The sequence below is a fragment of the Sphingomonas sp. SP4 genome, assembly GCF_058313375.1.
Genome location: NZ_JBZFLE010000002.1, coordinates 582985 through 595397, shown reverse-complemented (window position 1 = coordinate 595397; position 12413 = coordinate 582985). Strand labels below are relative to the sequence as shown.

At 61.8% G+C, this 12413-nt stretch carries 11 protein-coding genes; 8 read left to right on the top strand and 3 right to left on the bottom strand.

Features of this window, described 5'->3' with window-relative positions; genetic code table 11:
• The first annotated feature begins 9 nt into the window (after positions 1–9).
• The 4 genes from pflB to AC4GYV_RS12225 all read left to right on the top strand — a co-directional run bounded on the left by pflB (position 10) and on the right by AC4GYV_RS12225 (position 5632).
• Complete coding sequence (pflB, locus tag AC4GYV_RS12240; RefSeq protein ID WP_491100983.1) at positions 10–2271, top strand: formate C-acetyltransferase; 2262 nt, start codon at positions 10–12, stop codon at positions 2269–2271.
• Position 2272: 1 nt separating this feature from the next.
• A complete protein-coding gene (pflA, locus tag AC4GYV_RS12235; RefSeq protein WP_491100982.1) occupies positions 2273–3133 on the top strand; it encodes a pyruvate formate-lyase-activating protein in 861 nt (286 codons plus the stop codon).
• Between the two features lie 95 nt (positions 3134–3228).
• Positions 3229–4665, top strand: a complete 1437-nt coding sequence (locus tag AC4GYV_RS12230; RefSeq protein ID WP_491100981.1) for a DcaP family trimeric outer membrane transporter — start codon at positions 3229–3231, stop codon at positions 4663–4665.
• Between the two features lie 64 nt (positions 4666–4729).
• Positions 4730–5632, top strand: coding sequence for a hypothetical protein (locus AC4GYV_RS12225; protein WP_491100980.1), 903 nt, complete (start codon positions 4730–4732; stop codon positions 5630–5632).
• On the opposite strand, the gene AC4GYV_RS12220 is transcribed toward AC4GYV_RS12225, so the two are convergent.
• Complete coding sequence (locus AC4GYV_RS12220) at positions 5571–6623, bottom strand: ELM1/GtrOC1 family putative glycosyltransferase (RefSeq protein ID WP_491100979.1); 1053 nt, start codon at positions 6621–6623, stop codon at positions 5571–5573. The genes AC4GYV_RS12225 and AC4GYV_RS12220 overlap by 62 nt on opposite strands.
• Before the next feature lie 103 nt (positions 6624–6726).
• Between AC4GYV_RS12220 and asnB the strand changes: the two genes are divergently transcribed.
• Together asnB and AC4GYV_RS12210 are read left to right on the top strand one after the other, a co-directional pair.
• Positions 6727–8655 (top strand): asparagine synthase (glutamine-hydrolyzing), encoded by a 1929-nt coding sequence (gene asnB, locus AC4GYV_RS12215; RefSeq protein ID WP_491100978.1) that lies wholly within the window; start codon positions 6727–6729, stop codon positions 8653–8655.
• Positions 8656–8657: 2 nt separating this feature from the next.
• On the top strand, positions 8658–9551 hold the full coding sequence (locus tag AC4GYV_RS12210) for a glycosyltransferase family 2 protein (protein WP_491100977.1): 894 nt from the start codon (positions 8658–8660) through the stop codon (positions 9549–9551).
• On the opposite strand, the gene AC4GYV_RS12205 is transcribed toward AC4GYV_RS12210, so the two are convergent.
• Complete coding sequence (locus AC4GYV_RS12205; RefSeq protein ID WP_491100976.1) at positions 9536–10369, bottom strand: sulfotransferase domain-containing protein; 834 nt, start codon at positions 10367–10369, stop codon at positions 9536–9538. The two genes, AC4GYV_RS12210 and AC4GYV_RS12205, sit on opposite strands and share 16 nt — an antisense overlap.
• 162 nt (positions 10370–10531) lie before the next feature.
• On the opposite strand from AC4GYV_RS12205, the gene AC4GYV_RS12200 reads away from it, so the two are divergent.
• Together AC4GYV_RS12200 and msrB are read left to right on the top strand one after the other, a co-directional pair.
• On the top strand, positions 10532–11578 hold the full coding sequence (locus AC4GYV_RS12200; RefSeq protein WP_491100975.1) for a glycosyltransferase: 1047 nt from the start codon (positions 10532–10534) through the stop codon (positions 11576–11578).
• Positions 11562–12071 (top strand): peptide-methionine (R)-S-oxide reductase MsrB, encoded by a 510-nt coding sequence (gene msrB, locus AC4GYV_RS12195; protein ID WP_491100974.1) that lies wholly within the window; start codon positions 11562–11564, stop codon positions 12069–12071. Before AC4GYV_RS12200 ends, msrB begins: the two co-directional genes overlap by 17 nt.
• Before the next feature lie 8 nt (positions 12072–12079).
• Here msrB and AC4GYV_RS12190 read toward each other — a convergent pair whose 3' ends face one another.
• Complete coding sequence (locus tag AC4GYV_RS12190; protein WP_491100973.1) at positions 12080–12403, bottom strand: hypothetical protein; 324 nt, start codon at positions 12401–12403, stop codon at positions 12080–12082.
• Between the last annotated feature and the right edge of the window lie 10 nt (positions 12404–12413).

The following is a 12413-nucleotide window of genomic DNA, read 5'->3' as shown; positions in this document are numbered from 1 at the left end:
GAGGACGTGATGTCGACGACCCTGATCATGGAGCCGGAATATCAGCAGGCCGCTGAGAGGAAGGACGGGTTCAAGCCGGGCCTGTGGACGAAGGAAATCAACGTCCGGAATTTCATCCAGCACAATTACGAGCCCTATTACGGCGACGAGAGCTTCCTCGCCGGCGTGACGAAGCGGACGGTCGGCATCTGGAAGAAGCTGACCGACCTGTTCGTGGTCGAACGTGAGAAGGGCGTGCTCGACGTCTCGCAGATCCCGAGCTCGATCACCGCGCATGATGCCGGGTACATCGACAAAGCGAATGAAGTGATCGTCGGGCTTCAGACAGACGCGCCGCTCAAGCGTGCGATCATGCCGAATGGCGGTCTGAAGATGGTGACCAACGGCCTTGAGGCCTACGGCTACAAGCCGGATCCCAAGGTCGTCGAGATCTTCACGAAGTACCGTAAAACGCACAACGAAGGTGTATTCGACGCCTACACGCAAGATGTGCGGCGATGCCGCAGTTCACACGTTCTGACCGGCCTTCCGGACGCTTACGGGCGCGGACGCATCATCGGCGATTATCGGCGGGTGGCCCTTTACGGCGTCGACCGCCTGATCGAAGCCAAGAAGGCCGAAAAGCTTTCGCTCGATGACGAATGGTCGACGGACGCAATTATCCGCGATCGCGAGGAACTCAGCGAACAGATTCGCGCCCTTGGCGAGCTCAAGGAAATGGCGGCCAAATACGGGTTCGACATTTCGGGTCCCGCTTCGACCGCCAAGGAAGCCGTGCAGTGGCTGTACTTCAGCTATCTCGCCGCGGTGAAGGAGCAGAACGGCGCGGCCATGTCGCTCGGGCGCGTATCCACGTTCCTCGACATCTATTTCGAGCGCGACTTGGCGAATGGAACGCTGAGCGAGGAGCAGGCGCAAGAGATCATCGACGATTTCGTCATCAAGCTCCGCATCGTTCGCTTCCTGCGGACGCCGGAATATGATGACCTGTTCGCGGGCGACCCGACCTGGGTAACGGAATCCATCGCGGGCATGGCCGACGACGGTCGTCCGTTGGTGACCAAGACCAGCTTTCGCTTCCTGCAGACGCTCTACAATCTGGGGCCGGCGCCCGAACCGAACCTGACCATCTGGTACACGCCGCTGCTTCCCGAAGGGTTCCGCCGTTTCGCTGCCAAGGTCGCGATCGACACGAGTTCGATCCAGTTCGAGAGCGACGAGATCATGCGCATGGCATGGGGCGACGATGGCGCGATCGCCTGCTGCGTCTCGCCGATGGCGATGGGCAAGCAGATGCAGTTCTTCGGTGCGCGGGCCAACCTCGCCAAGGCCATGCTGTACGCCATCAACGGCGGCCGCGACGAAGTCAGCGGCAAGCAAATCGCGCCGGCGAGCGAGCCGGTGCAGGGCGATTATCTCGACTTCGACGATGTCGTGGATCGCTTCGACAAGATGATGGATTGGCTCGCGGGGACCTATGCCAGCGCGATGAACGTCATCCACTATATGCACGACAAATATTCCTATGAACGCATTGAGATGGCGCTGCACGATTATGCGCCGCTCCGCACGATGGCGTTCGGGATTGCGGGCATGTCGGTGGTCGCCGACAGCCTGTCAGCAATCAAATATGCGAAGGTGAAGGTCGTTCGCGACGAGACCGGCCTCATCACCGATTACGTGACCGAAGGCGAATTCCCGCTGTTCGGGAATAACGACAATCGCGTCGACGGAATGGCGGCCTGGCTGGTCAGCACATTCATGTCCAAGCTGCGGAAATATCCGCTCTACCGGAATGCGCTTCACACCCAGTCGGTTCTGACGATTACGTCCAACGTGGTCTACGGCAAGGCCACGGGAAACACGCCGGATGGACGTCGCAAGGGCGAGCCCTTCGCGCCGGGTGCCAACCCGATGCACGGACGCGACAGCCACGGCATTCACGCTTCGGCTGCATCGGTCGCGAAGATCCCGTACCGCGATGCGCAGGACGGTATTTCACTGACCACTACCCTGGTGCCGACGGGGCTTGGGCGCACCGAAGATGAGAGGATCACGAACCTGACTTCGATCCTGGACGGTTTCTTCGGAACGACCGGCTATCACATGAACATCAACGTCCTGAACCGCGACACCTTGTTGGACGCGATGGATCATCCGGAGAAGTATCCGAGCCTGACCATCCGTGTGTCCGGATATGCAGTGAACTTCGTGCGGCTGACACGCGAGCAGCAGATGGATGTGATCAACCGCACGTTCCACGGAGAGTAAGATGGAGACTCAGCCGACTCCGGCGGTTGCGCCCGAGAAGGTCTCGCTCGAAGCGAAATCGCCGTTCGAGATGCGGGTTCATTTGGGAGACGGCGTGCCCGAGACGGACGTCCGTACCGCGCTCAAGACCGGTGACATGGGGTTCCTTCATTCGTTCACGACTGGGTCTGCAGTGGATGGGCCCGGCATCCGCCTCGTGGCCTGGACGACGGCGTGCATGTTCCGTTGCCAATATTGCCATAACCCCGACACCTGGACGCTCAGCAACGGTATCCCGGTGACGCTCGAAAGGGCGATCGAAGAGGTTCGCAAATACGCCAATGGCCTCAAGATGATGCATGGCGGCTTCACGCTTTCGGGCGGTGAGCCGCTGATGCAGGACCGCTTTGCCGCGAGGCTCTTCGAAGCCGTGAAGAAGATGGGCGTTCATACGGCCATCGAGACGAATGGCTATTTCGGAGAGCGGCTGTCGGACGACGAGGTCCGGAATATCGACCTGGTCATCCTCGACATGAAGGCTTTCACCCGTACCCAGCACGAGCTCGTCACCGGCGGAATGCACAATGAAGACGTGCTCGAATTCGCCAACCGGTTGTCTGAGCTCAAGCGTCCAGTGTGGCTGCGGTATGTGCTCGTACCGGGGCTGACCGACATTCCGGAGGAGATGGAAGCGATGGCCGAGTTTGGAGCCTCGCTGGGTGTCGTCGAGCGCGTCGAGATTCTGCCGTTCCACCAAATGGGCAAGTACAAATGGGAGCGGCTTGGACTGAGGTATCAGCTCGCCGACATAGACCCCCCATCGCGCGAGCGAGTCGCCACAGCCGTTGCGATTTTCCGGGGCGCGGGCCTCGACGCATCCTGAGGCTGGCCAACAACGGCAACTAAGGTTTTTCCTGAGCCCCAAACGCGCCGAATCACTCATACTCGCTGAGGAATCATCTCGGCGGGGGCTGGGTCATGATACGCAAAAACCTGATGGCCGCGTCGGCAGCGTTGATCGCTTCCCCGGCATTGGCCGGCACGGTTCCTGACACGATTCCGGCTCCGGGCGCTGCGGTTCAAACAGCTGCTGCATCGAGCGCTGGCGTGCAACAGAATGCACCGCTTACGGAGGCAGAGCGCGCGCAGGCCCTCAAGGAGCTGGAAGACTTGAGAGCGCGCCTCAATGCTCTTGAAAGCCGGCTGGGCGTGGCTCCCCCTCAAGGCGTGCAAGTGACGCCGGCAGCGGAAAAGCCGAAAAAGGATCGGAACCTCGAACTCTACGGCTTCGTCCAGCTCGACGCGATCCAGGACTTCAAACGAGTCGCGCCCGATTGGGAAGCAACTCTTAGGCCGTCGCGTATTCCGACTCAGGACGGAGAGTTCGGCAAGAACGGCGATTCAGTGTTCAGCGTGCGCCAATCGCGGCTCGGGGTGAAGGCGACCGGCGATCTTGGGGGCAAACCCTACGAGGCGAAGTTCGAGTTCGACCTGTTCGGAACCGGTGTCGATGCGGGGCAGACGACATTCCGCGTAAGACACATCTACGCGAAGTGGGGGCCGTTTCTTGCCGGCCAGACGAACACGTTATTCATGGACGGCGACATTTTCCCGAACGTGGTCGACTATTGGGGTCCGAACGGAATGGTCTTCGTCCGGAATCCGCAAATCCGATGGACCTTCGTCGACCGTGACGGTTGGACCGCGGCGGTGGCGCTCGAGCATCCAAGTGACGACATCGATCCGGGGCGCATCCGACTGATCGATCCTGATGTCGCCGCCAACATCCAGCCGCACGAGACGCTGCCTGATCTCACCGCCGCCGTCGGCTACTATGGCAAATGGGGACACGTTCGACTTGCAGGCCTGCTGCGCAAAATCGGGTACGAGACCCGCGACCCCGCAACGAATAACGAGCCCGCGGGCCACAATACCGGCTGGGGCGTCAACGCGACGGGATCCGCAAAACTCGGCCCGGCAACGCTTCGGCTCGGCGCCGTCTACGGCCGCGGAATCGCGACTTACATGAACGACGGCGGCATGGACCTGGCGCCGGCAGTTCGCACCATTATTGGCCCGGATGGCTTCATAATCGTGCCTCGCGCCGAAGCAGTGAAGCTGTTCGGCCTATCGGCCTACGTCGATATCAACTGGTCGAAGAAATTGAGCACGGCGATCGGCTACAGCTTCGATAAGGTCCACAATACCAACTTCCAGGAACCCGAAGCATTTCACCGGGGCGATTATGCATCCACAAACCTGCTGTGGGCGCCGTTCGACAATGTCCTGACGGGGGCCGAGCTGCTGTGGGGCAAGCGGATCGACAACGACGGCGACAGGGGAACCGACATCCGGCTTCAAGGAACCTTCAAATGGTCCTTCACGAGCAACAATATCTGGGATTGGTTCGACTAAGCTTAGGCTCGGCACTCACCGGACGGCTTTGCGCGAGAGAGCGTCCCGTCTTACATGTGGGATCATGAAGCCCGTCGTCATTATCCACACCAACGACAAGCAGATGCTCGGCGCTTTGGTGTCGGCGCACAGTTATCGGCGAAACAGTCGCGATCCTGAGGCATTCGAGGTGCGCGTCCTCCGGGCCGAGGATGAGCCCGAACTGCAGCAAAGAGGCCGTACGCTGATGCGCGGCGGGATCGAGCGCGCCTGGGACCCGGATGACCTTCAGTCCTTCACTCCGCTGCGCTTTGCTGTGCCTGACTTGATGGATCATCAGGGCCTCGCCGTCGTGACCGATCCCGATGTTTTCGCGGTCGGTGATGTCGGCGAACTGTTCACGCGCGATTTGCAGGGCAAGGCGATCTGGTGCCGCCCGCGACCCGGGTACGACAAGATCACCGACCCGCTCGCGACTTCAGTCATGCTGCTGGACTGTTCGAAGCTGCCGCATTGGCGCTTCAAGGAGGACATCCAGGCGCTTTGGGGCCATCGGATCGACTACCTCGACTGGATCAACCTCAAGCGCGAGGACCTTGGAACGATCGGAATCCTGGAGCCGGAGTGGAACGACTTCGATCATCTGACCCCGCAGACGAAGCTGCTTCACAACACCAAGCGCCGGACGCAGCCGTGGAAGACGGGACTGCCGATCGACTTTACCTTCCGCGAGCGGAAGGGGCTGCTCAACCTCGCGCTACCGATCGTGCGAATGGTTGCGCCGAATTACACTCGGCATCCGGACCGTAACCAGGAGACCTACTTCTACGCGCTGCTGGCGGAAGGCCTCGACACCGGCTCCATCGCCGAGGAGCAGGTCGAAAAGGAAGTGCGGCTAGGCCATGTCAGGCCGGACTCGCTCGCGCTTATCGACCGTTATCGCGGCCATCTTTGGCCGGCGGAGCAGGCTGCGCCAAAAGCTGCCTGACGCGCTCCGCGACGATCTCGGCATAGTCGGGCGGGTTGCTCGACTTTGGTGAGGCAAGCGCTCCACCGAAGCCGTTCTGGTCCAGAGCCTTCCAGAAGAAGCGTAGGTCGCGCGGATAAAGGCGCTTCCCCGGCCGCAGCCGGTCCATTGCCCACATAACAGCCTCGCCTAGGCGGCTCTTTGAAATCGGGATGATGGCGACCGGTTTCCCTGTCGTGACCGCGTCGGCGGTCATGGCTACGCTGTCTGCGGTGACGAATATTTGGTCCGCGGCCTCGATGACTGCCGGGTAGGCCGGTGGACCGTCGCCTGGCTCGAACAGGAATGGCACCGACGAGCTTTCCAGCGTCTCGCGAATGGCGCCGAGCAACTCCACCGGCGTTCGCGGGCTGCCGAGTGCGAGCAACGATCCACCATCGCGTTTCGACGCGTCAAGCAGCTGCGATAGCGCTGCCGTCATCTCGGCGATGGGCAGCTGCCAGTAGAGCGTAGGACCGCCGATCAGGAACAGCCGCCGCGGCCTCGGATAGGCTTCGAGCATTTGGCGATCAGACTGATCGATCTCGCGGGCTCCGTGCGGTGTAAGCGCGAAGGGGATTCGCAGGACGTTGGGCGCATCCGGCACCGGATATTCGGGAGTCGGAACGACGAGGTCGAAGTAGTTCGGCGAGATTCTTGGAAAGCCAAGATGTACCGAGCGCGTCCGCCCACCCGAACGGCGCCGGAGCTCACGAACCACGGGGACGCTGCGCAGGCCGGTCGAGATGGTCAGGTCGGGCGGGTCACCTTCAAGTTGCGCCCGTGATTTTCGATCAACGCTTCGAAAGGTTGCACCGAGCCAAGCGGGCTGGAGCCGCCGCCACTGATTGTAGCTGAGCTTCTTTTGTTCGAACGGGAAACCCAGCGCCTCCGAGAGGGCAAGCACCTGATTGTTGTCCCCGCGATGAGGACCGAGAAGCGCCCAAACGCGCGGGGTGGGCTCGGACGGCATTGTGGCTTCGGTCCCCGGTTCCCAAATCGGCTGCCGATCATGTAATCGGAAATGCGGCGGCGTCGAGACAAGCCCGACTAAGCCGAGGTTTGAGGAGCTTCCCATGTGCGGAATTGCCGGCTGGTACAGGCGCGGAGGGCGTCCCGTCGCGCTCGACGCGGTCGCCAGTCAGTGCGACCGCCTGATCAGCCGCGGCCCGGACGACGCAGGTTATTTGGTCGAGGGCGACTTCGGCTTTGGCATGCGGCGGCTCAGCATCATCGACATCGAAGGCGGTCACCAGCCGATCCATAGCCCGGACGGCCGCTATGCGATCGTCTTCAACGGCGAGATCATGAACCATCCGGCGCTCAGGCGTGAGCTTGAGGGCGGCTACCGGTTCCAGACCGACCATAGCGATACCGAGACCATTCTCGCGGCGTACATCAGGTGGGGCGACGATGCCTGGCTGCGTCTCGAAGGCATGTATGCGGTGGCGATCTGGGACAAGCACGCCAAGAGCCTGACGCTCGCGCGCGATCCGATCGGCATCAAGCCGCTCTTCTTCACCGAGCAGGCTGGGGGCCTGGCGTTTGCGTCCGAGATCACGGCGCTGCGAACGCTGCCGGGCTTCGAGTTCGATCTCGACGAGGACGGGGTCGACGACTTCTTCTGCTTCGGTCACACGCTCCCGCCGCGCACCATCTTCAAGCAGGTTCGGCCGCTCGAGCCCGGCCATGTGCTGCATATCGGAGCGGTCGGCGAGCCGGTGATCCGCCGTTTCTGGCAAGCGCGGCTGAAGGTCGAGGACGGCATCTCTGAAGCCGATTGGGTCGAGCGCACACGCGCTGAGCTGCTGCGGACGGTTAAGGAACATCAGCTTTCGGACGTACCCGTCGGGGCTTTCGTGTCGGGCGGCGTCGATTCTGGCGCAATCGCGGCGGCAATGGCTCGAACGTCGTCCGAGCCATTCAAGATGTTCACGGCCGGCTTTCCGGGCTCGCCGCGCGACGAGACCGAGGCGGCCGCGCGGATCGCGAAGCATCTCGGCTGCGAGCATGTCGTGTTGCCGATGCAGCCTCAAACGGCTGCGGACGTGCTGCCTTCAGTGCAGGCTAGCTTCGACGAGCCGACTGCGGCGAACAGCGCGATTCCGCTCTGGTATTTGTCGCGCGCCGCCGCAGAGCATGTGAAGGTCGTATTGTGTGGCGAGGGCGGGGACGAGCTGTTCCTTGGCTACAATCGTCAGCGTTGGGCGAAGCGGATGGCGAAATGGAATGCGCTGGCCGGTCCGGCCGGCGTGCTCGAACGCCTGCCGGAGCTTCCGATCCGCAAATGGAACTATGTTCGCCAACTTGCTGGCCGGTTCCGTCAGGGGGCACGGCTCGAAGATGGGTACGAGCGCTTCTTCTCGGCGGTGTCGATCAGCACGCCCGAATTGCGCTCGCGCATCTACCGTCCCGACTTCTTCCAGCGCGAGGCCCAGCGGAGCAGCGTCGAGGCGCGCGCGGAAGCATTCTTCCCACAAGCTGACCGGCAGAAGCTGTCGGACATCGAAGAATTCATGATGGGCGACCTGACCGTCCACATGCCGGCATCGATGTGCCAGCGGCTGGACCGCGCGAGCATGGCGCATTCGCTCGAGGCACGCGTGCCGTTCCTCTCGCATCGCTTCGTGGAGTTTGCCCTGACCGTTCCCACAGACCTCAAGCTCAAGGGGAACACTGGCAAGTATGTGCTGAGGCAAGCCGTCGAGCCATGGCTTCCGCCGGGCCAGCTAAACCAGCGAAAGATCGGTTTCCAACTGCCGCTGGCAGATTGGTTCATGGGCGGCTTCAACGATTTCGCGAGACAGGCCTGGACCTCCTCCGGCGCAGCTGAACTCGGAATTCTGGACAAGGCCAGCGTTGATCGTCTGTTCGAAGAGCATCGCAGCGGTGCCGCCGACCATGGACGCATGCTCTACGCGATCGCGATGTTCAGCTGCTGGTGGAAAGATCAGCGGCCCGCTGCTTCCGCCAAGCGCAGGGCGCCTGCGCGAGTACTCGCCTAGATATGAGCCCGGCAATCTCGGTCGTCCTGCCGGTGCACAACCGCGCTGACGTTCTTCCTCGTGCAATTCAAAGCGTGCTCGATCAGCGTCTGAAAGACTTCGAATTGATCATCGTCGACGACGGCTCGACCGATGACAGTGTCGCGGTGGCCAAGGCCTTCGAGGATGCCCGGATCAACGTGATCGAGCTGGGCCAGAACCGCGGTGGCAACGCCGCCCGGAACGCGGGTGTACGCGCTGCAAAGGCGCCGCTGATCGCATTCCTCGACAGTGACGACACCTACTTTCCCGAAAAGCTCGAGTGGGTCGTCGCGGAATTTGCTCGGCGGCCCGACCTGGAACTGCTCGTCGACAGCTTCGTGAAAATGCCTGCGCCCGGCTCAGCTAAGCCGCGGATCGTGCGGAAGAATCCGGTGATCAACGATAGTGAGTTGTTACGGAAGGCGCTCTTCACGCGAGTCCTCTGGAAGGCGACGCCGTCGATTTCCGTGCGCCGCGACACCATGCTCAAGGTGATGTTCGACGAGACGCTTCGACGACTGCAGGACTTCGACTTCCTGATCCGCGCGTCGGAGGTCGCGAACTGTGCTTCGACCGACCAAGTCCTGTGGGACAAATATTGGGACGCGAACGCGATTTCGATTCAGGACAACATGATTCCCGCGAATGTCGAGCTTGTTCGACGCCATCCCGAATATCTCAGCGTGCGCGAGTATCGTCCCGGGCTCGCTTATATCCTGCGGCTGTCGCTCTGGCGGAGATTGAAGAAAGCCGATCTTTCAGGAGCGGTCAGCGACGTGAAACAGTTAGGGCGGGCATTCGGCTCTAAGGAAGCGAGCCGCTTGTTGTTCGAGGCGCTCTTTCCGCGCCCTTCGATCAGTCAGTCGGCTGAATAACCGAACACCGGATCGAGGTGCTCCGCGAGATAGGCGTCGACCTTCTTCGCCTCGCGTGCTTCCAGACGCTTGCGATAGCCGCCGCTGCCTCCGGCACGCACCTTGGATGAGCGGCTATCCGTCTTCTTGGCGGGCTGCAGGCGCGCCGAGCTGAAATAGCCTTCCTTCTCGCGTTCCTTCAGGTTGCCGAAATTGGCGAACTCGACGGCATCGTCGATGTCCGACTTCGTCGACTTCAGGCCGACCTGTTTCGCAAGGCTTCGAAGAGTAGCGTGCGGATCGGTGAGGAAGTCCTCGTAACGGACGATGCCGACATCGTTCCGCTCGCGGGCCAGCTCGGCCCACAGGTTCAAGAACCGGACAATCGATGGGATACCGCCATGCTCATCCCAAATGAAAAGCTCGAGTGGCTGCTCAGCCAGCTTGCGACGCGCGCGGCCGCGGCTTCGGTGCTTCAGGTGATGGTGGCGCGAAACGGCGACGTCACCAGGGTGCCGCGCCAATAAAACGACGCGTGCATGCGCATAATCTTTCTTGTCCAGATGGATCTGGTCAGGACGGCGCATCGCATCGCCGGCGTGGGTGAACAGCAGGCGCGGGACTTCGGGTGCCGCTCTTTGCAGTTGCGGAAATTCCAGCAGATGCCGCTCATCAATTCCGAATTGTCGCTGGAACAGGCGACTCAACATGGCCCGGACGAACGTTCGTCCTGACTTAGGGAAGGAAATCACCACCGCGTCCGAGTGACGAAGCCACGCCGAATCACGCAGGTCGCGGCGGATGCGGAGGGCAGGAGCGCCCGGGATCAACCTCAACATTTGTACGCCCGCGCGAGCGGCAGCATCGCGTAGCCTGCGGCGAGGTTTTGGCGAGATCGATTGTTTCGGCACGGGCAAGCGCCTTAGCCCTCTGCAGCCACTCGTCAAACCATGGTTGCCAATGGGTGGCAGAGGGCCGCCTTGGACCCTATGTTAGCAGCCATGGCCAGAGCAAAGACACCTGCTGCGAAGGCGGCGACGAAAGCGGCGAAGCTGCCCCCGGTTACGATCGTGATCGAGTGGGAAAATGCGATCGACGTCGAGGACAAATGGACCAAGGTCGCAATGGCGGCGCTCGAGAATGAACTCACGTCCGTTGCACCGAAGATGAGCGCCAAGCCCCGCGTCACCTATCTTTACGACAAGAATGCCGTTGCCGCGGGAACGATCGAGGAAGCGCTTGAATCGACCGCGCCCAAGCTGCGTCAGCTGGCCAATGTCGAGATCGTGCCGACGGACGGCCTGACCTATTACAAGCTCAAGAATTTCGGGATCGGCCGTGCGAAGACCGAGCTGTCGATCATGCTCGACAGTGACGCGGCCCCGCAGCCGGGCTGGCTCGAGAATCTGATCAAGCCCTTCTCAGATCCGGAGATCATGGCGGTCGGCGGCTTCACCGTGCTGGGCTATGACGATTTCCTGTCGAAGACCTTCGCGCTGAGCTGGATCTTCGACCTCGCGACAGAGCGCTCGAAGACGGTGAAGCGTGAGAAGATCCACGCCAACAATTGCGCGGTGCGCACTGACTTCTTCCGCCAGAATCCGTTCCCCGACCTGCCGGCGTTCAAGAAGCAGTGCGGCTTCTGGTTGCGGGACCTTTCCGCGCGCGGCTTCAAATACACGCGCACCGCCGATGCGATGACGGTTCACGCTCCGCACCCTGGTTACAAGTTCCTCGCCTGGCGCGCTTGGACCATGGGCCTCGATCGGGATTATCAAGCATTTCAGACGGGTACGAGATCGCGGATCGGTCGCTTCGGCTACGCCTTCGAATTCTTCGGCGGCAAGGTTGGCAAATCCTGGGGCCGGATCATCGCCAAGGGCGGAGATGTCGATCTGCCCGTCTGGCAGCGCCCGGCAGCCATGCTGGTGACCTTCGGCTTCTATGGCGTCAGCCTAGTTGCCGAGATTGGGAGCTCCCTGACGCGCCGCTACGAGCCTGTCGTCGATGAGAAGCAGCGAGTGCTCAAACATGCGACCGCAAGCTGACGCGACGAACCTAATTGATCGGAGGGCGCTGCTTGGGCTGGGGGGTGCAGCAGTAGCAACGCTGCTGCTGTTCGGCCGGTCCGGCGGTGCGGACGCGAGCATTCGCTTCACCGTCAATCACTCACCGGCGCAATGGCGCCAGATCCTCGGGCCGCAACGCTATCACATCCTCCGGGAGGCCGGGACCGAGTATGCGTTCACCAGCCCGCTGCTCAACGAGCATCGCAAGGGCGTGTTCACCTGCGCGGGTTGCGCATTGCCGCTGTTCAACGCCGCAACGAAGTTCGAGAGCGGGACAGGCTGGCCGAGCTTCTGGCGCGCGCTGCCGCATGCGGTCGTGACGCGTGCGGATCACAGCTTGCTCATGGAGCGAACCGAGGTTCTGTGCGCACGCTGCGGCGGGCATCTTGGGCACGTGTTTGACGACGGGCCGAAGCCGACCGGCCTGCGGTATTGCATGAACGGACTGGCGCTCCAGTTCAGGACCGCCTGAACCGAACCTCAGGCGACGATGCGCAGCGTTCCACGCTTTCCGGGCGCGGCGTAGCATACGACGCCGAGCTCTTCCTGAAGCCGCCGAAGCTCTCGCTCCTTGGCTTCCTTCGTCTGCTCAGCGTAGCGCCGCTCGCACTCGATTTCTTCCGCGGTTTGCTCGCGGAGATAGGAAATCGTGATTCGCCGGCCGAACACTTCGTCGCCGCGCAACTTCAGCTCGGCCTCCGAATCTTCCGGAAGGCCGTCGCGCACTTCCACGAGCTTTGCGATGAGCTCATCCAACGAGGCATGCTCGCCGATTTCGACGAACTCCTTGACGCGTCTACCCATTCGTGACCCT

Coding starts and splice junctions, on each gene's coding strand:
- pflB (WP_491100983.1), top strand. CDS start 10: ATGTCGACGACCCTGATCATGGAGCCGGAATATCAGCAGGCCGCTGAG.
- pflA (WP_491100982.1), top strand. CDS start 2,273: ATGGAGACTCAGCCGACTCCGGCGGTTGCGCCCGAGAAGGTCTCGCTC.
- AC4GYV_RS12230 (WP_491100981.1), top strand. CDS start 3,229: ATGATACGCAAAAACCTGATGGCCGCGTCGGCAGCGTTGATCGCTTCC.
- AC4GYV_RS12225 (WP_491100980.1), top strand. CDS start 4,730: ATGAAGCCCGTCGTCATTATCCACACCAACGACAAGCAGATGCTCGGC.
- AC4GYV_RS12220 (WP_491100979.1), bottom strand. CDS start 6,623: ATGCCGTCCGAGCCCACCCCGCGCGTTTGGGCGCTTCTCGGTCCTCAT.
- asnB (WP_491100978.1), top strand. CDS start 6,727: ATGTGCGGAATTGCCGGCTGGTACAGGCGCGGAGGGCGTCCCGTCGCG.
- AC4GYV_RS12210 (WP_491100977.1), top strand. CDS start 8,658: ATGAGCCCGGCAATCTCGGTCGTCCTGCCGGTGCACAACCGCGCTGAC.
- AC4GYV_RS12205 (WP_491100976.1), bottom strand. CDS start 10,369: ATGTTGAGGTTGATCCCGGGCGCTCCTGCCCTCCGCATCCGCCGCGAC.
- AC4GYV_RS12200 (WP_491100975.1), top strand. CDS start 10,532: ATGGCCAGAGCAAAGACACCTGCTGCGAAGGCGGCGACGAAAGCGGCG.
- msrB (WP_491100974.1), top strand. CDS start 11,562: ATGCGACCGCAAGCTGACGCGACGAACCTAATTGATCGGAGGGCGCTG.
- AC4GYV_RS12190 (WP_491100973.1), bottom strand. CDS start 12,403: ATGGGTAGACGCGTCAAGGAGTTCGTCGAAATCGGCGAGCATGCCTCG.